Consider the following 21,321-nt stretch of genomic DNA (forward strand, 5'->3'; position numbering starts at 1 on the left):
GGCCGAAGTAGTGCAGCGTGATGTGGAAGATGCGGCTCGGCCTGAACCGCGGCACGAGGCCGCGCGCCACATGTTCGGCGGCTGCGGCGCGCGCAATGCGCTCGGCCGCCTGTTCATCCGGCCGCAGCGCGAAGAAGAGCTTATGGCCGGCCACGGCCTCAATTGGTGGCAGCGGAGGCGGCCTCGGCCGCACGCTTGGCGGCTTCGTCGACGCTGCTCTGCACCTGCTCGCCAACGGCCTTTGGCATGGGCAGGGCGGCACTGGCCGCCGGTGAACCAGGCGGCGGCTTCAAGGCCGAGGCCTGCTTCTTGACCAGCGACAGCACGATGGCCGCGACGATGACGAGGGCRAGAAGGCTGAAGGCTGCGCGCATGAATTGCTCCGTGAAGGCGCGGCAGCTTAACGCTCCGGCCGCGAACCCTGAAGCCCACGCGCCACGCAACGCTGCCGCAACGCCTGGCCACCACAGTCGCTGCATGTCGATGGACGAGAACACCACCCGGCTGCGAGCACTCGCGGCGCCGCGCTGCGGTCTGCTCAGCTGGTGGGCACCGGGGCCGGGTGCGTTCAGCGCCCGCGTGGTGCTGGACGATGGCAGCCAGCGCGACTTCGACAGCCCCTTCGAGCTGGCGCGCTTCCTGAGCACCCCTATGTCGAATGCACCGGCCACGTCGAGCGGCCTGCGCTGACCTCGCACAATCCGCGCATGCAAGAACCGTCGGGTGCCGAGCTGGAGTTGCGCGTGTTGGGGCCGGTGCGCCTTTGGCGCGGTGGCCATCCCGTGGCGTTGACGAATCGCAAGACGCAGGCGCTGCTGCTGGTGCTCGCGCTGGACGGCGGCGCCAGCCGCCCGCGTTTGTGCGCGCTGCTGTGGCMGGATCTGGACGAACCCAGCGCGCGCCGCAACCTGCGCCGCGAGCTGGCGCGGCTGCGCGAGGCGGGCGTGCCTGAATCCTTTCGGGCCGATGACGACCATCTGCACCCTGGCGACACGCTGCGTTGCGACCTGCTGCTGGCCGAAGCCATGCCCGAGCTGGCGCTTGCGGGCTGGCCGGGCGAGCTGGCGGACGGCCTGCAGCTGGACGACGCGCCGCAGTTCGCGCCGTGGCTGAGCGCCGCGCGCGAGCGGGCACTGCGACTGCGGCTGCGCGCGCTGGAGGCCGCGGCCGCAGCCGCCGAGGTGCGCGCCGACCTGCCCGCCACGCTGGGCTATGTGCAGACCCTGCTGAGCGAGGACGGCCTGCAGGAGCGGCATCACCGCCAGGCCATGCGCCTGCTGGCTGCCACTGGCCAGCGCGAGGCGGCATTGCGCCAGTTTGAGCGCTGCCAGGCCATGCTGGCGGCCGAGCTGGGGCTGGCGCCCATGCCCGAGACCGTGGCGCTGGCGCAGTCGCTGCGCGGCAGCGCGCCGGCTGCCCCGCCCTTGCCCATCCGCCCCCCGCAGGCCTGGCCGGAGCGCCTGCCCTTCGTCGGCCGGGCCACCGAGGTGGCGCGGCTGCAAGGCGCCTGGGCGCGCCGCACCGCAGTCGTCATCGTCGGCGAGGCTGGCGTCGGCAAGACCCGCCTGGCCACCGATTTCGCGGCCTCGCAGGGCGCCTATGCGCTGGTGCGCTGCCGCAGCGGCGACCATGACATCGCCTTCGGTGCCTGTGCCCGTGTGCTGCGCGTGCTGGCTGGCGAGCCGCCCGACCTGCGCGGGCTGGACGACTGGATCGTGGCCGAAGTGACCCGGCTGCTGCCCGAACTGGGCCCGGCACCGGCGCCGCTGCGCACGCAGGCCGAGCGGCTGCGCTTCGACGAGGCCTGCATCCAGGCCTGGCTGGCGCTGTCGCGCGGCGCCTTCGACGCCCTCGTGCTGGATGACTGGCAGCTGGCCGACCCCGCCAGCCGCACGCTGCTGGCCCGCGCCGCCGCACGCCGCCGCGAGGCCGGCTCGGAAGGCACCATCGAGCTGGTTTGCTGGCGCGGCGCCAGCGACGACCCCGAACTGCTGGGCTTCAGCGCGGCACTCGCGGCCGAGACGGTCGCGCTCGGTCCCTTGTCGGCGGAAGCGGTGTACGAGCTGGTGCGCCAATTGTCCGGCGCCGCCGACCCGGTGCGCTTTGCCGAGCGCCTGTGCAGCGCCACCGGCGGCCACCCCTACTTCATCTCGGAGACGCTGCGCGACCTGGCCGAGACTGCGGTGCTGGACGTCGACGAGCAAGGCCGCTGGCGCACCCCGTTCGACGCCGTGACGCAGGACTACCGCGAGCTGCCCATGCCCGCCAGCGTGCGCGAGGCCGTGCTCGCGCGGGTGCGCCGACTGGACGCGCAGACGGCACGCCTGCTCGAAGCGGCCGCGCTGGCCGGTGAGCCTTTCGGTGCCGCCTGGCTGGCCTCGGCCTGCGCGCTGTCGGAACTCGAGACGGTGCAGGCGCTGGAGCAGGCAGCACGCGCCCAGCTCGTGCGGGCCCATGCGGCCGGCGGCTATGCCTGGGCGCACGACCTGGCACGCCAGGCGCTGGACTCGGCCCTGGAGCCGGTGCGGCGGCGCCTGGTGCACCACCGCCTGGCGCTGGGGGCCGAAGCGCTGGGCGCAACCGCCGAGGCCGCGCGCCATTTCGAAGCCTGCGGCGAGCCCCGACGTGCCGTCGCCCACCGGCTGGCCGCTGGCGATGCCGCCCGCGCGCTGGCGGCACTGGGCGAAGCGGCGCGGCACTGGCAACACGGCTTGGCCGACGAGCCGACGCCGCCCCAGGCCGCCATGCTGCTGGCCCGTTTGCTGGAGGCTGAAAACGGCCTGGGCCGCCGCACCGAGGCCGAGGCCTGCCGGCAACGCCTGGAAGACCTGCGCGCAGGCACCGCACTGCCGCCCGATGTCGAGGTGGACGCGGGCCACGCTCTCGCCCGCTATCTCGTGCGCGGCGAGGGCGCCCAGGCCGCACTCGCCCTGCTCGACGCGCTGCCCCCGCCGACCGACGACAGCCAGCGGCTGCGCGGCTTGTCGCTGCGCATGGACGCGCTGCAACGGCACGGCCGCATCGACGAGGCTCGCATGCTGGGCGATGAGGCGCTGACCCTCGTCCACCCCGCCCACCCCGAGCGCGCGGAGCTGCTGGCATCGCTGGCCATGCTGGAGTTCTCCGCCGCGCATTTCGATGCGGCTGTCACGCGTGCCGACCAGTTCGTCACCGCCAGCCGGCAGYGCGGCGACGGCATGCTGATCGCCCGCAGCCTGCAATTGCGCGGCGCCTTCCAGGCCGAGCGCGGCAACGTGGACGCCGCCGAGGCCGACCTGCGTGAGGCCGCCGCGCTGGCCGGGCGCTTCGGCAACCGGCCCACGCAGCTGTTCTCCCTGTACAACCTGGCGGTCACTTTCCTGCAGCAAACGCGCCCCGGCGACGCGCTGCCGGTGGCCCTGGAAGGCTGGGCCTTGTGCGCCGACCAGAAGGGCAGCGAGGCCAGGACGATGTTTCGCGCGCTGTTCATCGACGCCTATTTCATGCTCGGCGACTGGGGCCGCACCTGGGCCCACATCGAGCCGGCCATCGACGAGATCATCGCCATCGGCCAGCCGATGTCCATCGCCGGCATCGCCATGGCGGTGCTGGAGCCGATGGCGGTGCTGGGCCAGTGGCCACGCGCCGCGGCCCTGCTCGCGGCGCTGGACCACGATGCGCTGGCCCAGTCGCCGCAGGCTGGGCAGCCGGTCTGGCTGGCTTGCGCGGTGGGCGCGCTGCTGCGCGGTGAGGTGAGTGAAGCGCGAAGCTGGTTGCGGCGCCTGGGGCCGCCCGACGAACTCGAGAACCCACGTGTCCGGCAGCGGCTCGCGCTAGTGGACGCCCAACGCTGTTGCTGCGAAGGCGACCTCGCCGGCGCGCTGGCGCGGTTGCCCGACGACGACGCGCGGGGCATGAACGACGAACTGAGGCTGCGCATGCTGGCGGTGCGCTGCCGCGCCGGTGCCGACGCGTCACAGCTGGCTCTGGCCCGGGCGGTGCTTGATGACCCCCGCACCAACGCCACCGCCGCGCTGGAGCTGGCGCAGGCGCTGGGCGGCAAGGTGCTCGCAGCCCGGTTGGAACGCCTGGGCGCCAGCCTGGCCGACTGGCCCGAGATCCAGGCCAGCTTGCGCACCACCTGGCTCTGAACAGGCGCGCCGCAACGGCGCGGCAACGGCCGCGTCCTACCGTGGCGGCACCGCATCTCGGAGCACGCCATGAAACTGATCGCATTCCTCATGGCCGGCCTGCCGGCCGGCAGCGCCCAGACCGACAACGGCATCGACTGGACCGTGGCTGCGGCCGTGCCTGAACCGTGGCTGGTGGRCAGGCTGGCCCGGCGCCGGCTGACAACACGCAGGGCGCCGTTACTGATCAGATGCGCACGACTTGCCGCGGCGGCCTCATTGCTGACCCTGTCGCTTTCAGCGACGGCGGCCGGTGTCTTTGTGGAGGCGCTCCTGCTCACGCAAAGTGCCGACAACGTCATCACGACCGGCTCCTGCACACCCGGCAGCACCGCTTCTTTCGAGTGCGTGGGGTTCGGTCGGTTCATCGGGCTCGGCTCGCCAACGACAGACACCGGCACTGTGACCCATCTGCGTTCGGTATTCGACGCCGGCAACGTCTCGCAGGTGCCAAACTTCGTGATGAACGCCAGGGCACGCGCATTCGCATCCTTCGGCCAACTGCACGCGTCCACCTTCGTCCAGATTCAAGGTGCGGGCGGCAACGACGTCTCCATCGGTGGACGCGCCACGGCGCAGTTGACGGATCGCGTGACCATCAACTCGACCGTGCTGCCCGCCGGAACCCCCGTGTCGGTCAAGGTGTTGATGGACGTGAGCGGGCAAGGCGGCGGGCGGCTCTCCTTCGGCATCAACCAGTTCAATCAAAACGTGGACGTGTCGGACGATTTCGGCGGCGACGCGTTGAAGGACTACGAAACGACCTTCTCCGCCAAAGTGGGTGAGAAGGTCAGCGTCACCTATGGGCTCGTGGCCTTTACGCGAATGTTTTCCAACGGCTGGGGGCCAGGCGATGTGCTCAATGGGCGCAACAACAGTGCCGACTACGGCAACTCCGCCTACCTCTACATGGGCGGCCTGGACCCCGCGCTGGGCATCACGCTGCAAAGCGACAGCGGCTTCACCTACGCCGTGCCTTCGGCGGTGCCCGAACCTGTCGCGGCATGGCTCGTGCTGATCGGGCTGCCTGTGCTGGCGTGGCGGGCTCGCAAGCTGAACCGTCGCGCTTGAAGGGCGTGGCGCGGGGTGCCGGGCCGACAGGCACAAGTCAGGCACCCGTCAGGCACTTCATCCTTCTTCACCCGCTCGATACCAGCCGGCAGCCTGCCCGCCGCAGCATCCCTCGGCGGCCCAGCCTGCTTCGGGCCGTCACCACAAGGGAGGCGTATGCAAAAGTCATTGGCAGCGGCGGCTCGAATCGGCGGGGCTGTGGTTCTCGCTCTGCAGCTCTGCGTCGGCGCGTGCGCGGCGCCGCTGGAGGCCGGCATCCAGCGCAAGGTGCGCGAGGCGACCTTTGAAGTCGTCCTGCCCAAGCCGGCCCAGGAGTCCGTCACCTACGACAAGCCCTGGCAGGAGCTGATTCCCTACCAGCTGCGCTCCGACAAGTACGTGTCGATAGGGACTGCCTTCGCCATCGGCCCGAACCAGTACGCCACGGCGATGCACGTGCTGATCGCAGCGTTCGGCGACTCGCGCGGCGAGCCGATGTTGCGCGACGCGGACGGCAAGCTCTATCCGATCGCGCAGATCACCAAGGGCTCTATCGACCAGGACTTCGCGGTGTTCACGCTGGCCAAGCAGCCGGATCGTTCCGCCTTCCTGGAACTGAATGACAAGCCTGAGCTCAACGAGACGGTCTACGCCGTCGGCAACGCACTCGGCGAGGGCGTCGTCATGCGGGAAGGGAACTACACGTCGGACACGCCGGAAGACGAGAGCGGGCGCTGGAAGTGGATGCGGTTCTCCGCGCCGATATCGGGCGGCAACAGCGGCGGACCGCTGATCGACGCCAAGGGCAGCGTGATCGGTCTCGTGCGCGCCATGCGCACCTCCGAGAACACGCTGAACATTGCCGTTCCCGCCGCACTCGTAAAGAGCGCGCCAGACCACCTGGTGAGCGTGGATTCGCGCGCCGTCGCCGGCTTCGCCGTCTTCGACAAGACGCGGTCGGGACGATTCAAGACGGACATCACTGCGCCAAAGAGCTTCGCCGAGCTGTCGGCGGCCTACATGAAGGCGGCGGACGAGTTCAATACGGCGCAGCTGCGCGGGCTGCTCGCCGACAACGCGAACGAGACTTTCCCCCGCGGCAGCGGCAGCGAACGGCTGCTTCACGGCCTCTACGAGCGCAGCGCGCCCGCCATCGTCGTGCAGAACGGCAACGGCAACTGGATCTTCACTCAGCCGAGCTACACGCGGCTCGATCTTGGCCGCGAGGGCTGGCAGGACTCGGCCAACTTCAAGGGATACCTCGTGTTCCACCGGCACAAGCCGAACAACGTCAATCAGGCGAAGTGGTATTCGGACGCCCAGATGGCCAGGGAGGTGGTGCTCAAGGCGTCCCCGGCCACGATCCACATCAATGCCGAGAATGCCAAGATCGTTTCAATGGGCGCTCCGACCGAGGACACCCTCTTCACCGACTCCTGGGGCCGGGTCTGGCAAGTGCGCGCCTGGCACATCACCACCTGGTTCGGCAGCGACTGGCTGGTCGAATTCGACCTGCCCGTGCCCGACGGTACGGTCGGTTTCGAGAGCAGGGTCTCCACGCTGGGGCGCGATTTCCAGATCGAGCGGATGAAGCTGCTGACCGGCTTCTTCGCGGCGTCCTACGAAGGAAAGCTCTCGCAATGGGACCGCTTCCTGTCACAGCGGGCCCTGCTGCCCAAGCCGCTGGCGGCATCGGTGCTGCATATCGACTTTGGCCGCAGCTTCGCCTTCGACGATCGCCGCTTGGCTTTCAGCTACGGGCCCGAGTTGCAGAAGATCGATCAGGACGGCCGCCTGCGGCTGGACTTCGCATTCACCCGTGACGCCGCGGATGCCCAGTTGGGCATCGCAGGCATCGTGGCCTACAACGCCGACGAGAAGACCGAGATCGACGTCTTCCGCCATGGGACACCCGCAGAGGCCGGGAGCGAGGCCGCGAAGACGGAATGGCGCAAACGGCTTCATCACGCCCATCCCTACGACGGCGTTGCRCTGACCGCGAACGACCGGCAAATGATCAGCACGATCTATGGCGTTGCGGATGCCCAACCGGCCCCGGACGTCCTCTACACCTTCCAGTACCGGGCCGAGACCGGAACGCCGCAGGACCGGATGAAGGCCAAGCTCGACCTGCTGATGCAACAGGCGAAGGTCAACGAGCGCTGATCGGGCGGCGGTACGCTCGCCCGACCGAACCGCGACGGCACGATGGCCGCGAGGATGACGAGGGCGAGAAGGCGGAGGGCCGCTCGCACGGCGGGATGTGGTTGAGTTGATGAGATGCACAGCCCCCTGCTGCCTCGCTTGATCCAGCGCAAGGCCGCACCTACCTGTGCTGCCTAGCATGGCCCGAACCACAACGGAGACCCGCCATGCTGCTGCGCCTGCTTCTGCTCGCCGCGATCACCACGTCCACGCTGGCTCAGGGCGCACCCGCTCTGCCAGTTGTACAGGCTCAGCTGACCAGCCCGCCCTTCGTGCCGCCACCGACCGGGCGCAAGTCGCCGGCCAAGGTGATCGTCGAGCTGGAGGTCGTCGAGAAAGACATGCCCATCTCGGAGGGCGTCAGCTACACCTTCTGGACCTTTGGCGGCACCGTGCCGGGCAGCTTCATCCGCGTGCGCCAGGGCGACACGGTGGAGTTCCACCTGAAGAACCACCCGAGCAGCAAGATGCCCCACAACATCGACCTGCACGGCGTCACCGGCCCCGGCGGCGGCGCGGCATCCAGCTTCACGGCGCCGGGCCATGAATCRCAGTTCACCTTCAAGGCCCTCAACGAAGGCATCTACGTCTACCACTGCGCCACCGCGCCGGTGGGCATGCACGTGGCCAACGGCATGTACGGCCTCATCCTCGTCGAGCCGCCCCAAGGCCTGCCCAGGGTGGACCATGAGTTCTACGTCATGCAGGGCGACTTCTACACGACCGGCAAATACCGCGAGAAGGGCCAGCAGCCCTTCGACATGGAAAAGGCCATCGCCGAGCAGCCGACCTATGTGCTGTTCAACGGCGCCGAGGGCGCGCTGACCGGTGACAAGGCGATCAAGGCCAAGGTGGGCGAGAGCGTGCGCCTGTTCGTCGGCAACGGCGGCCCCAACCTGGTGTCGAGCTTTCACGTCATCGGCGCCATCTTCGACAACGTGCGCTTCGAGGGCGGCACGCTGGCGCAGAAAAACGTGCAGACGACGCTGATCCCCGCCGGCGGCGCGGCCATCGTCGACTTCAAGGCCAAGGTGCCAGGCAGCTATGTGATGGTCGACCACTCCATCTTCCGCGCCTTCAACAAGGGCGSGCTGGCCATCCTGAAGATCGACGGTCCCGAGGACAAGAGCATCTATTCCGGCAAGGAGGTCGACTCGGTCTACCTGGGTGACCGCGCCGCGCCCAACCTCGGCGCCGTGACCACCGCCACCGCGGCCGCCGCGGGCGGCACCTTGACGGCCAAGGACCAGATCGCCGCCGGCCAGGCGCTGTTCGCCGGCACCTGCTCGGTCTGCCACCAGGCCAACGGCGCCGGGCTGCCGGGCGTGTTCCCGCCGCTGGCCAAGTCCGACTGGCTGGGACAGGACGCCAAGCGGGCCGTCGGCGTCGTGCTGCACGGCCTGTCGGGCAAGGTCAAGGTCAACGGCAAGGACTACGACTCGGTCATGCCGCCGATGAACCAGCTCAACGACGACGAGGTCGCCAACATCCTGACCTATGTGCTGAACAGCTGGGGCAATGCAGGCGGCAGCGTCTCGGCCGACGAGGTCAGGAAGCAGCGCGCCGCCAAGCCCGCCACCACCAACCAGGCAGCGCACTGATGGCCCTGGCCAGCGCGTTGTTGGGCCTGGCCGGCGCGGCCTATGTGGCCCTGCCGGCCGGCACGCTCAACAGCGTGCTGGCGCGCGACACCGACCGCGAGCCGACGCGCGTCGCGGCCTTCCAGATGCGCGAGACGCCCGTCACGCGTAGCGAGTTCGGCCACTTTCTGTCCACCCACACCGAATGGCAGGCCAGCCGCGCGCCTGAGGCCTTCGCCGGTGCCGGCTATCTGCGCCATTGGGCCGAAGTCAGCGCCGAGGCCGGCGGTGATGACACCCCCGTCACCGAGGTCAGCTGGTTCGCCGCCCAGGCCTATTGCGAGTCCGAGGGCGGCCGACTGCCGACCTGGTACGAATGGGAATACGCCGCCGCGGCCGACGCCACGCGCACCGATGCTCGCGGCGACCCGGCCTGGCTGGCGCGCATCCTGGGCTGGTATGCCCGCCCGGCCAACCGCGCGCTGCCAGCGGTGGGAGGCGCGGCAAACGTCTACGGCGTGCGCGACCTGCACGGCGTGGCCTGGGAATGGGTGGATGACTTCAACGCCCTGCTCGTCAACGCCGACAGCCGCAGCGCCAGTGACCCGGACCGGCTGAAGTTCTGTGGCGCCGGTGCCATCGACCTGCAGGACCGCCAGAACTACGCCGTGCTGATGCGCGTGGCGCTGCTCTCTTCTCTCAGCGCGGCCGACAGCACCGGCAGCCTGGGCTTTCGATGTGCTCGCGAGGTAAAGCCATGAAACGATTTCTGATCTGGGCCTGGCTGTCGCTGGCCGGCGCGGCCATGGCCGCCCTGCCCGGCGATTCGGTCTACCAGCTGGATGCCAGGCTGACCAACCAACAGGGCCAGGTGATCCGCCTGGATGGCGGACGCGGCCAGCCGGTGCTGGTCAGCATGTTCTACACCTCCTGCCAGTTCGTCTGCCCGATGCTGATCGACGCGGCGCGCGACACCGAGGCGGCTCTGACCGAGGCCGAGCGCCGGCGCGTGAAGGTGCTGCTGATCAGCTTCGACCCGGCGCGCGACACGCCGGCCAAGCTGGAAGCCATGGCCAAGGAGCGTGGGCTGGACGCCTCGCAATGGACGTTGGCCCGCACCGACCCGGCCACGGTGCGCAAGATCGCCGCGCTGCTGAAGTTCCAGTACCGCGCCCTGCCCGACGGAGAGTTCAATCACAGCGCCGAGCTCATCCTGCTCGACGGCGAAGGCCGCATCACGGCGCGCACCTCCATGCTGGCCGGCGCGGATGCAAACATGGTCAACGCGATCCGCAAGCAGGTGGCGGCGCGCCAGCCCTGACCGTCAACGGCGGCGCGTCGACACCACGAAGCGAACCAGCCGGCGCTGCGCGTCCGCCGTAACGCCAAAGGACAGCGTGCCCCACTCCCGCTCGTACACCAGATAGACCGGCACGCTGCCAGGACGAAAGCGCGGCGACGGGATCTCGGTCTTGAAGTCGAGCCCGTAGTGCGTGCCGATGGCGGTCCCGTCGATGCCGCCATCCTCGCGCAGCGTTGCACTGAGGAAGACGGCGCCGTCGCCAATGTCGGCGTYGGGCATGCGCAGGTCGATCGCTTCATACGCCCCGCCCTTGCCTGCAGCCGGCGCCCAGGCCTCAATGGCGGCTGTGTCGGCATCCGGGTCCCGCACCAGGGTGACGCCGAGGAGGCTTGAGACCTTGGCGGGATCCAGCGCTGGCTCGGCCACCAACTGGTCAATCATTGCGAAGAGGGTCAGGTCGCTCATGGGCTGGCGCTCCGAAAGGGGTGCGGGCTTCAAAGATCAGGGGAAGAGGGTCACGCCGCTCAAGTCAGCGTAGTCGAGCTGCTTGGCCGGCTCGGACGCATGGGCACTGTTCCAGGTGTCGATATGGCCGCGGCCATAGTAGGTCTTGTAGTCTTCATGGGTCGTGCTGGTGATGAGGTCGCCAAACTCCTTGGCCATCTCCTGGCGCGCCATGGCCTCGTCGATGTCGCCTTTTTCCAGCTTGTCGTAGATGGCCATGAACTTGCCGGAGGCGTCGGCCGGCACCTCGCTCACCACGCCCTCGGCCGCATGCTCCTTGGCGGCCCGGCAGGCCACGAGCTGGGCTTCGCCTTCGTCGATGAAGTCCACCTCGGTGGCCTTGCGCACATATTCCAGCCCGTCCGCCACGCTGTTCAGCGTGGGCTTGGGCGGCGGCGTGAACAGCGCGTGGCCGGTCTCGTGCGCCAGCCCACCCAGGGCCTCGTCGAGCGGGTCGCTGGGGTCGATGGCGATGGTCTTGTTGACCTTGTCGCAGTAGCTACCCCCGCCCGGCTCGTTGAGCTTGATGACCCATTTGTCCTGCTGCARCTTGACGATATTGGTCTTGAGCGTGGGCGACTGGGCCAGCTTCTCGTTGATCCCCTTGAGCCCCTTCTTGATGGTCTTGCTGCCCTTGGGAACTTTCTCCAGCGGCGTTTCGGCGAGCTGGTTGGTCTTGTCGACCACGGTCTGGGCCAACTTCTTCAGCTCGCTGTCCGACATCGGCTTGTCGGTCTTGCCGAGCTGGTTCTTCAGCGCCTGGTCGAGGATGCGCTTTTGCTCGTCGTTGAGCTTGGCCGAGCCCTTGAGCTGCTTCAGCTCGGTGCCCGTCGAGCCGAACTTTGCGGTGCCGCTGTCGACATTGGCCTTGCGCGCTACCGCCCTGGCGCAGTCGGCCACGGCAGTCTTGAATTCCGGCAAGGCCTTGATGGCGTCGACATAGGCCGTGATGGTCTTGGGGTCGGCGGGCAGCTTGGCCTTGGCCTGGGTGACCGCATCGAATGCGGCCGTCAATCCGCTCGGTGCCGTGGCCGGCAGGGCCTTGAGCGCCTTGTCGATCTCCGCCTTGGTGTCGTCGTATTTCTTTTTCAGCTGCTGCATGGCCTTGGTCTCGGCCTTGAGGTAGTCAGCCACCTTACTGCCCAGCACGTCCAGGGCCTTGGCAGCCCGGACATAGTCCTGCAGGTTCTTGGGGTCAGCCACCAGTCCATTGCGGGCGCTCTGCACGGCGGCATGCGCTGATTCCACGCCGGGCGGTGCCGCACCGGGCACCTTGGCCAGATCGCCCTGCTCGAGCTTGAGCTTGGCGGCGTCGTACTTGCCCTTGGCCGTGACCACCGGGTCGCCCTTCGTGGGCTTCGCATCGACCGACTCCAGCACCTCGCGCACGGCGGTCCGGGCGCCTCCTCGCTTGGGCAACTGGTCGGGCGGCGTGGACATGGGGAGCGCTCCTTCGGGGCGTCAAGGCCGCAGGGCCTCCGGCGGGATGGGGCGCGAGGATAGGAGCTCCCCGTAACAACGGTCAAGCCAGGACGCCGGCATCACGCAGGAGTTCCAACGGCGATGCCGGGCGTCAGCAGGCGCTCCAGCAACTGCCGCACGCTGGTGATCTGGCTGCCGAAGGGCAGCCCGCCACGGCCGCGGAAGAACAGACCCTTGTTGACCTCGCCCCGCAATGCCGACCCCAGGCGCTGGTCAATGCAGAACTGGCCCCAGCCCTTGAKGCCGTCGCGCAGGCCGCACTGGCTCAAGCAGTCGAAGGCCATCGTGCAGCGCTGCTTGAGCTGGGCCACGGCCTGCAGCCTTTCCTCGGCCTTCAGGTATTTGCGAAGCCACGGCGTCATCACCGCGCGGGCGGGCAGGCCGGCCACGCTGGTGAACTCGACCAGGTCCTCGTCACGCGCTTCCACCAGCACCTGCTTGAAGTTGGGGTGGGCGTCGCACTCCTCGGTGGCGACGAAGGCCGTGCCGAGCTGGGCCGCGTCGGCGCCCAGGGACTGCAGGCGCTGGATGTCCTCGCAGCAGCGCACGCCGCCGGCGGCGATCAGCGGCACCTGGCCCTCCACGCCAGCGTCGCGGATCAGCTGGCGCACCGCAGGCAGCACGGTCTCGAAGTCGAAGCGCGCGTCGCCCAGGTCGGCCACGCGCGCCGCGCCCAGGTGGCCGGCGGCATGGCCCGGGTGCTCGATGATGATGGCGCTGGGGATGCGCTGGCGCCGCTCCCATTTGCGCCACAGCAGCGCCACGCCGCGCGCGTCGCTGAGGATGGGCACGAGGGCCGTGTTGGGGTGGTCCTGGGCCAGCTCGGGCAGGTCCAGCGGCAGGCCGGCACCCACCACCAGCGCGTCCACGCCCTCCTGCAGCGCGGTGCGCACCGAGGCCGCGTAGTCGCTCACCGCGCGCATCACGTTGACGGCCAGCACGCCGCGGCCGCCGGCAATCTCGCGGGCCTGGCGGATCTCGCGCGCCAGCGCCTCCTGGTTGGCCTGCTGGATGACGGTCTTCTTGTTCTCGTCGCTATCGCGCATGCCTTCGCTGCGGGCCATCAGGTCGGGGTGGTGGCGGCGCAGGTCCACCGAGGCGATGGTGCCCCAGGCGCCCTGGGCGGCGACGCTGCCGGCCAGCCGGTGGGCCGAGATGCCCACACCCATGCCGCCCTGCACGATGGGCAGCAACTGTCGGCCGCGGATCAGCAGGGGTTTCAGGCTGGCCATGGCCATGCGGTCGAGAAGCGAAGGAGTGGTCATGGCGTGGGCGGATGAAAGGCGGAAGGGGCGATGCTGGGCGCAAGCGCCCCGCACCACTTTGATCTGGTGCAAGGTCAGGTGGATTCGTCAACCGCCCAGCACATGCATGTCCGCACGCTCGGGCTGTAGCAGGCGCAGCTTGTCGCGCTGCTCGGAGTAGGCGTCGCCGCGCTGCGCCCAGATGCCGGCCAGGTGCTCCCGCAGCTCCGTCTCGCCGCCCTGGGAAGCGCGCAGCAGCGGGCGCAGATCGTGGCCCTGGGGTGCGAACAGGCAGGTGAAGAGGCGGCCGTCCGCCGTCAGCCGGGCGCGCGTGCAGTCGCCGCAGAAGGCATGGCTGACGCTGCTGATGAAGCCGATCTCGCCCGCGCCGTCGGCGTAGCGCCAGCGCTGCGCCGTCTCGCCGCCACGGGTGGCGGGCAGCGGCAGCAGCGGCCAGCGCGCGGCGATGCGCGCACGCAGTTCGTCGCTGGGCAGCACCTCGTCCATCTTCCAGCCGTTGTGGCAACCGGCGTCCATGAACTCGATGAAGCGCAGCACCATCCCTGCGCCAAAGTTCTCGCGGAAGTGCTCGGCCAGCGGCAGCGCTTCGCCGTCGTTGACGCTACGGCGCATCACCATGTTGACCTTGATGCGCTCGAAGCCCGCGCGCTGCGCCGCCTCCAGCCCGCGCAGCACCTCGGTCACGGGGAAGCCGACGTCGTTCATGCGCTGGAAGACGGTGTCATCCAGCGCATCGAGGCTCACTGTGAGGCGGTTCAGGCCGGCGTCGCGCAGCGCAGCGGCCTGGCCGGCCAGCAGGCTGCCGTTGGTCGTCAGTGCCAGGTCGGGCGGCGTGCCATCCAGCGTGCGCAGCTCGGCCAACTGGCGGACAAGACCGGTCAGGTCGCGGCGCAGCAGCGGCTCGCCGCCGGTCAGGCGCAGCGTGCGCACGCCCAGGGCCAGGGCCTGGCAGGCGACTTGGGCGATCTCCTCGAAGTTCAGCAGCTGCGACTGCGGCAGGAAGCGGTGGCCGGGGCCGAAGCGGCTGCGCGGCATGCAGTAGCTGCAGCGGAAATTGCAGCGGTCGGTCAGCGAGATGCGCAGGTCGCGCCAGGGACGCTGGCGGCGGTCGCGCAGCGTGCCGTCCAGCGGTGCCAGCGAGGCGATCACACGGGGCATCCAAAGCAAAGGGGCGGTCCTTGCGTCCATGCCGGCATTCTGGGCAGCGGCCCCGGCCCGGCCCATCCGGCCGTGGCAGGACGAGGGCACCGGCGACCTACTCCTTTTGGGCGATGGCCGCCTCGTCCGCCCGCCGCGCACGCCGCGGCGGCAGCGCGTTACGGTGTCGACCATGAACATCGAGCATTTCAACGACCTGCTGGCCATGGCCCGTGCCCAGCCCGAGCCGCAACGGCTGCTGATGGTTTTCACCACGGCCGAGTGCGAACCCGACGCGACGCCCGAGCAGCGGGCCGCCCATGCTGCCGGCGAGGGCGGCGTGCTGCGCCCGCTGATGTGCGTGGACAAGGACCCGGCCGAGCTGCAGGACTTTGCGACCCTGGCCGCCGAGGCGCGCCACGCCGGGCCGGCCTGGCAACTGATGTTCACCGCTGCCCTGGCCGGCCGCACGACCACCAGCGAGATCCAGCGCATGCTGGAGCTGTTGACCAAGCGCGTGGAGACCGGTGAGTTCGGCGGGCTGCTGTCGTTCAACCCGACTGGCGAGACCGTGTTTATCGGCTAAACGATGGGGACGCCGCTGGCGTCCATCCCGTCTTCCTCGCTGCTCAGCAGGTAGGGCCCGGTGCCGGCGTTGTCGGCGCGCGAGGCGGGCACGAAGGCGCCAACGGCCACGTCGAACACGTGCACCTCGCCGTCCTCGATGACGTAGTGCCAGCCGTGCAGCGTCAGCGACCGCGCCTCGACGCGCTCGCGCACCATCGGGTAGTCCATCAGCCGCTCCAGCTGCAGCACGATGGCGCGCTGCTCGGTGCGGCGCATCACCTCGGGGCCGGGCTCGGCCACCGGCAACGCGGCCTCGCGGCCCAGGTCCAGCCAGCGGGCGAGGTTCTGCGCGGCCGGCGCCACCTCGCCGTACAGCGCCCGGATGGCGCCGCAATGGCTGTGTCCGCAGACGATGATGCGGTGCACCTGCAGGTTCAGCACCGCGTACTCGATGGCCGCCGCCGTGCCGTGGAAGCCCTGGCTCTGGTCGTACGGCGGCACAAAGGCGCCGACGTTGCGAACGAGAAAAAGCTCGCCCGGGCCGGCGCCGGTCAGCAGATAGGGCACGAGGCGCGAATCCGAGCAGCCGATGAAGAGTGTCAGCGGATGCTGGCCGTCGTCGACGAGATGCCGGAACAGCGAGCGCTGCTGCGGGAAGGCATCGGTCTGGAAGCGGCGCAGGCGTTCGAGCAGCTCGTCGGGCATCACTGCACCAATGGTGAACTCGCTTGCTGAAGCTCGACACCTTCCAGTCGCGCGTCCGCGGCCAGTGTCTGCAGGTACTGGCGCAGCGCGCTGATCTGATGCAGCTGGCGCATGCGCTGGGCCACCGCCTCGCGCACCTGCTCGAAGGCCGGCAGCCGGCCGGGCTCGCGCGCGTCAATGGCGGCGATGTGCAGGCCGAAGCGGCTGTGCAGCAATTGCGGCAGCACGCCGATCTCGCTGCGGCCGAACAGCTCCTTGGCGAACTCGGGCGCGCAGTCGTCGGCTGTCAACCAGCCGAGTGCGCCGCCCTCGGCGCCGCTGGGGCAGTTGGACAGCGTCTTCGCGGCCTCGGTGAAGGCGGCGGCCTCGCTGGCGCGCAGCTGGATCAGGTGGCCTTCGGCGCGCTGGCGCAGCAGGCCCACGTCCACGCCCGGCGTGACGGCGAACAGGATGTGGCGCACCTGCACGCGCTCGCCCTGGGCGTAGTGGCGCGCGTTGGCCTCGTAGTGGCGCCGGCAGGCCGTCTCGTCCGGCTCGGGGCCGGCCAGCTCCTGGGCAATCAGCGCCTCGATGGCCTGGCTGGCCGCCTCGCTGAGCGCTCCCTCGCGCGGCGCGGGGTCGTCTGCAGCAAGCAGGCCCAGCTCGATGGCGCGCTGGCGCAGCAGCTCGGTGCAGGCGCGCTGGCGCAGCGCGGCCTCGTCCAGCGCCTCTTCGACGGCGGCGATTTCGATGTGGTTGACGTAAGCCATGGCCTGCCTCACTTCGGGAGATTCAGGCGACGCGAGCGCACAACCTGATACGGACGGAAGACGTAGAAAACCGAGGCCAGCCCGCTCCACACGTGCACGAGGCGGCTGAACGGGAACAGCAGGAAGATCGTCATGCCCAGCACCATGTGGACCTTGTAGGGCCAGGCCAGCGCCACGAGGCCGCTAGCGTCGGGGTTGAAGGTGACGATGCGCTGCGCCCAGTCGCTCAGCACCAGCATGACCGTGCCGTCGGCGTGCGCCAGCGAGAACGGCAGCGTGATGAGGCCCAGGCTCAGCTGCACCCACAGGATCCACAGGATGGCCAGGTCGGTGCGGTGGCTGGTGAGGCGGATGCGCGGGTCGGTCATGCGGCGCCAGATCAGCATCGACAGGCCAATGAAGCAGAACGTGCCGGCCACGCCGCCGGCAACGATGGCCAGCATCTGCTTAGTTGCAGGGCTGATGAAGTGCTCGTAGACGGCATGAGGCGTCAGCATGCCTACCGTGTGGCCAACGAACAGAAACAGGATGCCGGCGTGGAAGAGGTTGCTGCCCCATTTCATGCCCCGGCTGCGCAGCAGCTGCGAGCTGTCGCTCTTCCAGGTGTACTGATCGCGATCGAAGCGGGCCAGGCTGCCCATCAGGAAGACGGCCAGGCAGATGTAGGGGTAGACCACGAACAGGAAGTTGTGGACGGCGTTCATGCCTGGGCTCCCGGTTGATGCGCACTGGGCTTGCGCACGATGTGGATGGGCTGCGGCTGCTCGGGCCGCGACTGGCCGGCCGACGAGCAGCCGCCGAAGGCCTCGGGCTCGGCCCAGTCTTCGTCGAGCTCGGGCTCGGGCGGAATCTCGACGCGCTCGGCGCGCTCGCCCGCCAACTCCAGCGCGGCGGCCAGCACGCTGGCATAGGGGCTCTGGCGACGCTTCAGCGCGCTGAAGATGGACCGCGTGATGTGAGCGATCTCGGCGAGGAAGTCGTGTGCCTCGCGGGCCGGCTGCGTGCTGGCGTACTCCAGCACCACGGCCAGGTGGTCGGGCAGCTCGCCGGGCGCGAGGTACAGGCCCGCACGCTCGTAGGTCTGCTGCAGGTCGACCATGGCCGGGCCACGCTCGCGCGAGTCGCCGTGGATGTGCTCGAACAGGTGCAGGGCCGTGCCGCGGCCGCGGTCGAAGAGGTCGACGAAATCGGCTTCCACGGCGAAGGGGTCGTCGCGATGAAGATGCTGCAGCAGCGCGCACAGCTCGTCGATGCGAGCCGCCGGCAGCGCGGCCTCGGCGCGCAGGGCCTGCTGCAGCTCGGGCACGGCGGCACGCAAGGCCGCATCCGGGTAGCGCAGCAGCGCGGCGAGCACGCGCAGGCTGTAGGGGGCGTGGGTGGGTTTGGTGAACATGGCGGCCCTCAGATCGTTGCCTTGATGGGGATGGTTCGCTTCTTCTCCGAGCCGAAGAGGCTCGTTTCCGTCACGCCCTCGGAGCAGCCGTTGCCGAAGCTGAAGCCGCAGCCGCCGCGCACGTTGAAGGCGTTCTCGGCGTACTCGCGGTGCGTCGTCGGGATGACGAAGCGGTCCTCGTAGTTGGCGATGGCCATCACGCGGTACATGTCCTGCACCTGGGCTTCGGAGAGGCCGGCCTGATCGAGCACGGCCAGGTTCTTCACGCCGTCCACGTGCACGCCGCGCTGGTAGGCGCGCATGGCCAGCATGCGCTCCAGCGCGCCGACGACGGGCACGGTGTCGCCCGCGGTCAGCAGGTTGGCGAGGTACTGCACGGGGATGCGCAACTGCTTCACGTCGGGCAGCTCGCCCACCTCGCCCAGCTGGCCGGCGTTGGCCGCCGCGCTGATGGGCGACAGCGGCGGCACGTACCAGACCATGGGCAGCGTGCGGTACTCGGGGTGCAGCGGCAGCGCCACCTTCCAGTCCACGGCCATCTTGTAGACCGGGCTGTTGCGGGCCGCTTCCAGCCAGTTCTCCGGGATGCCATCCAGCCGCGCCTGCTTRATGACGGCGGGGTCGAAGGGGTCCAGGAAGAGGTCGAGCTGGGCCTGGTAGAGGTCCTTGTCGTTGGGCGTGGCGGCGGCCTCAAGAATGCGGTCGGCGTCGTACAGCAGCACGCCGAGATACCGGATGCGGCCGACGCAGGTCTCGGAGCAGACGGTGGGCTGGCCCGCTTCGATGCGCGGGTAGCAGAAGATGCACTTCTCGGCCTTGCCGCTCTTCCAGTTGTAGTAGATCTTCTTGTAGGGGCAGCCCGACACGCACATGCGCCAGCCGCGGCACTTGTCCTGGTCGATCAGCACGATGCCGTCTTCCTCGCGCTTGTAGATCGAGCCCGACGGGCAGCTCGCCACGCACGCCGGGTTCAGGCAGTGCTCGCAGAGGCGGGGCAGGTACATCATGAAGGTGTTCTCGAACTGGCCGTAGATGTCCTTCTGGATGTCGTCGAAGTTCTTGTCCTTGCTGCGTTTGCTGAATTCGCCGCCGAGGATCTCCTCCCAGTTCGGGCCCCACTCGATCTTCTCCATGCGTTGGCCGGTGATGAGGCTGCGCGGGCGGGCCGTGGGCGCATGCTTCATCTCGGGGGCCGACTGCAGGTGGTCGTAGTCGAAGGTGAAGGGCTCGTAGTAGTCGTCGATCTCCGGCAGGTTGGGGTTGGCGAAGATCTTCATCAGGAGCTTCCACTTGCCCCCCTGGCGCGGTTCCAGCTTGCCGTCGGGCTTGCGGATCCAGCCGCCGTTCCACTTGTCCTGGTTCTCCCATTCCTTGGGATAGCCGATGCCGGGCTTGGTCTCCACGTTGTTGAACCAGGCGTACTCGACGCCGGGGCGGCTGGTCCAGACGTTCTTGCAGGTCACCGAGCAGGTGTGGCAGCCGATGCACTTGTCCAGGTTCAGGACCATGCCGATCTGTGCGCGAATCTTCATTTGCTTGCTCCTCGGGTTCTCAGGGGTTTTCGCCTTGGGCCTGGTAGGCCGCGGCGAGGTGGTCGTCACGCGGGGTGTCGAGCCAGTCCACCTTTTTCATCTTGCGCACCACGACGAACTCGTCGCGGTTGGTGCCGATGGTTCCGTAGTAGTTGAAGCCGTAGCTGTACTGGGCGTAGCCGCCGATCATGTGGGTGGGCTTGGTGACGATGCGTGTCACCGAGTTGTGGATGCCCCCACGCACGCCGGTAATCTCGCTGCCGGGCGTGTTGATGATCTTTTCCTGCGCGTGGTACATCAGCGTCATGCCGGGGTTCACGCGCTGGCTCACCACCGCACGGGCCGCGATGGCGCCGTTGATGTTGAACAGCTCCACCCAGTCGTTGTCTTCGATGCCGGCGCTTTTCGCGTCGTCCTCGCTGAGCCAGATGACGGGACCGCCGCGGTTGAGCGTCAGCATCAGCAGGTTGTCGCTGTAGGTGCTGTGGATGCCCCACTTCTGGTGCGGCGTGATGAAGTTCAGCACGATCTCGCGGTTGCCGTTGGGCTTGATGTTCTGGATGCCGGCCGTCGTCTTCAGGTCCACCGGCGGGCGGTAGCTGCTGAAGCCCTCGCCGAAGGCGCGCATCCAGGCGTGGTCCTGGTAGAACTGCTGGCGGCCGGTCAGCGTGCGCCATGGAATCAGTTCATGCACGTTGGTGTAGCCGGCGTTGTAGGAGACCTTCTCGCTCTCCAGCCCGCTCCAGGTCGGTGAGCTGATGATCTTGCGCGGCTGCGCCTGAATGTCGCGGTAGCGGATCTTCTCGTCCTCGCGGCGCAGGGCCAGGTGCACGTGCTCGCGGCCGGTGGCCCGGCCCTGGGCTTCCCAGGCCTTCACCGCGACGTGGCCGTTGGTCTCGGGCGCGAGTTGCAGGATGACCTCGCAGGCGTCGATGTCGCTGACGATGCGGGCGCGGCCTTCGGCGTTCACGCCGTTGAGCTCGGCGAGCTGGGCCACCTCCGTCTTGGTGTCCCAGCCAATGCCCTTGCCGCCGTTGCCCAGCTTCTCCATCAGCGGGCCGAGCGCCGTGAAGCGCTCAAACGTGGCCGGGTAGTCGCGCTCGACGACGGCGATGGTGGGCGCCGTCTTGCCGGGGATGAGGTCGCACTCGCCCTTCTTCCAGTCCTTCACGCCGAAGGGCTGGGCGAGTTCGGCCGGCGTGTCGTGCATCAGCGGCGACAGGACGACTTCCTTCTCCACGCCCAGGTGGCTGATGCAGACCTTGCTGAAGGCTTTGGCGAAACCCTTGTAGATCTCCCAGTCACTGCGCGACTGCCAGACCGGGTCCACGGCCGCGGACAGCGGGTGGATGAAGGGGTGCATGTCGCTGGTGTTGAGGTCGTTCTTCTCGTACCAGCTGGCGGTGGGCAGCACGATGTCGCTGTACAGGCAGGTCGTGCTCATGCGGAAGTCCAGCGTCACGAGCAGGTCCAGCTTGCCCTGCGGCGCTTGGGCATGCCAGCGCACTTCGTTGGGCTTGGCGTCGTCCACGCCGAGGTCCTTGCCCTGCACGCCGTTCTCGGTGCCGAGCAGGTGCTTGCAGAAATACTCGTGGCCCTTGCCGCTGGAGCCCAGCAGGTTGGAGCGCCAGACGAACATGTTGCGCGGCCAGTTCTGCGGCGCGTCGGGGTCTTCGCAGC

19 protein-coding genes are annotated in these 21,321 nt (G+C 68.9%); 8 read left to right on the forward strand and 11 right to left on the reverse strand.

The window, feature by feature from the left end; genetic code table 11:
- Positions 1–158: 158 nt before the first annotated feature.
- A complete protein-coding gene (locus ACXJKR_RS05710) occupies positions 159–374 on the reverse strand; it encodes a hypothetical protein (RefSeq protein WP_457321476.1) in 216 nt (71 codons plus the stop codon).
- A gap of 109 nt (positions 375–483) precedes the next feature.
- On the opposite strand from ACXJKR_RS05710, the gene ACXJKR_RS05715 reads away from it, so the two are divergent.
- From ACXJKR_RS05715 to ACXJKR_RS05745, 7 genes are all read left to right on the forward strand, one after another.
- On the forward strand, positions 484–690 hold the full coding sequence (locus tag ACXJKR_RS05715; RefSeq protein WP_457321478.1) for a hypothetical protein: 207 nt from the start codon (positions 484–486) through the stop codon (positions 688–690).
- Positions 691–707: 17 nt separating this feature from the next.
- A complete protein-coding gene (locus tag ACXJKR_RS05720) occupies positions 708–4,130 on the forward strand; it encodes a BTAD domain-containing putative transcriptional regulator (protein WP_457321480.1) in 3,423 nt (1,140 codons plus the stop codon).
- 69 nt (positions 4,131–4,199) lie between these two features.
- Positions 4,200–5,240 (forward strand): hypothetical protein, encoded by a 1,041-nt coding sequence (locus ACXJKR_RS05725; protein WP_457321482.1) that lies wholly within the window; start codon positions 4,200–4,202, stop codon positions 5,238–5,240.
- Between the two features lie 267 nt (positions 5,241–5,507).
- On the forward strand, positions 5,508–7,385 hold the full coding sequence (locus tag ACXJKR_RS05730) for a S1 family peptidase (protein WP_457321484.1): 1,878 nt from the start codon (positions 5,508–5,510) through the stop codon (positions 7,383–7,385).
- Between the two features lie 206 nt (positions 7,386–7,591).
- The gene (gene nirK / locus ACXJKR_RS05735) at positions 7,592–9,025 is read left to right on the forward strand and encodes a copper-containing nitrite reductase (RefSeq protein ID WP_457321486.1); all 1,434 of its coding nucleotides are present in this window, start codon (positions 7,592–7,594) and stop codon (positions 9,023–9,025) included.
- Positions 9,025–9,765, forward strand: coding sequence for a formylglycine-generating enzyme family protein (locus ACXJKR_RS05740; RefSeq protein WP_457321488.1), 741 nt, complete (start codon positions 9,025–9,027; stop codon positions 9,763–9,765). Before nirK ends, ACXJKR_RS05740 begins: the two co-directional genes overlap by 1 nt.
- Positions 9,762–10,325, forward strand: a complete 564-nt coding sequence (locus ACXJKR_RS05745) for an SCO family protein (protein WP_457321489.1) — start codon at positions 9,762–9,764, stop codon at positions 10,323–10,325. The genes ACXJKR_RS05740 and ACXJKR_RS05745 overlap by 4 nt, the downstream gene beginning before the upstream one ends.
- Before the next feature lie 3 nt (positions 10,326–10,328).
- Here the strand turns inward: ACXJKR_RS05745 and ACXJKR_RS05750 are convergent, their stop codons facing one another.
- From ACXJKR_RS05750 to moaA, 4 genes are all read right to left on the reverse strand, one after another.
- Positions 10,329–10,772: a hypothetical protein gene (locus tag ACXJKR_RS05750; protein ID WP_457321491.1), complete on the reverse strand. Its 444-nt coding sequence runs from the start codon at positions 10,770–10,772 to the stop codon at positions 10,329–10,331.
- 36 nt (positions 10,773–10,808) lie between these two features.
- A complete protein-coding gene (locus ACXJKR_RS05755) occupies positions 10,809–12,251 on the reverse strand; it encodes a hypothetical protein (RefSeq protein WP_457321492.1) in 1,443 nt (480 codons plus the stop codon).
- A gap of 101 nt (positions 12,252–12,352) precedes the next feature.
- Positions 12,353–13,558: an NAD(P)H-dependent flavin oxidoreductase gene (locus ACXJKR_RS05760; RefSeq protein WP_457321494.1), complete on the reverse strand. Its 1,206-nt coding sequence runs from the start codon at positions 13,556–13,558 to the stop codon at positions 12,353–12,355.
- An 87-nt stretch (positions 13,559–13,645) separates the two neighbouring features.
- A complete protein-coding gene (gene moaA, locus ACXJKR_RS05765; RefSeq protein WP_457321496.1) occupies positions 13,646–14,746 on the reverse strand; it encodes a GTP 3',8-cyclase MoaA in 1,101 nt (366 codons plus the stop codon).
- Positions 14,747–14,888: 142 nt separating this feature from the next.
- Here moaA and ACXJKR_RS05770 point away from each other — a divergent pair, with 142 nt between their 5' ends.
- Positions 14,889–15,281, forward strand: a complete 393-nt coding sequence (locus ACXJKR_RS05770; protein ID WP_056197871.1) for a hypothetical protein — start codon at positions 14,889–14,891, stop codon at positions 15,279–15,281.
- On the opposite strand, the gene ACXJKR_RS05775 is transcribed toward ACXJKR_RS05770, so the two are convergent.
- The 6 genes from ACXJKR_RS05775 to ACXJKR_RS05800 form a co-directional block, all read right to left on the reverse strand.
- Complete coding sequence (locus tag ACXJKR_RS05775; protein WP_056197873.1) at positions 15,278–15,967, reverse strand: carbonic anhydrase; 690 nt, start codon at positions 15,965–15,967, stop codon at positions 15,278–15,280. The genes ACXJKR_RS05770 and ACXJKR_RS05775 overlap by 4 nt on opposite strands.
- Positions 15,967–16,716 (reverse strand): peptidylprolyl isomerase, encoded by a 750-nt coding sequence (locus ACXJKR_RS05780; protein WP_457321499.1) that lies wholly within the window; start codon positions 16,714–16,716, stop codon positions 15,967–15,969. The genes ACXJKR_RS05775 and ACXJKR_RS05780 overlap by 1 nt, the downstream gene beginning before the upstream one ends.
- Positions 16,717–16,724: 8 nt before the next feature.
- Positions 16,725–17,420: a respiratory nitrate reductase subunit gamma gene (narI, locus tag ACXJKR_RS05785; RefSeq protein ID WP_056197877.1), complete on the reverse strand. Its 696-nt coding sequence runs from the start codon at positions 17,418–17,420 to the stop codon at positions 16,725–16,727.
- A complete protein-coding gene (gene narJ, locus ACXJKR_RS05790; RefSeq protein ID WP_056197879.1) occupies positions 17,417–18,109 on the reverse strand; it encodes a nitrate reductase molybdenum cofactor assembly chaperone in 693 nt (230 codons plus the stop codon). The genes narI and narJ overlap by 4 nt, the downstream gene beginning before the upstream one ends.
- Before the next feature lie 8 nt (positions 18,110–18,117).
- Positions 18,118–19,641, reverse strand: coding sequence for a nitrate reductase subunit beta (narH, locus tag ACXJKR_RS05795; protein WP_457321501.1), 1,524 nt, complete (start codon positions 19,639–19,641; stop codon positions 18,118–18,120).
- Positions 19,642–19,660: 19 nt separating this feature from the next.
- The coding region (locus tag ACXJKR_RS05800) for a molybdopterin dinucleotide binding domain-containing protein (RefSeq protein ID WP_457321503.1) at positions 19,661–21,321 on the reverse strand (1,661 nt) is incomplete at its 5' end.

This window comes from Roseateles sp. P5_E11 (assembly GCF_054049355.1).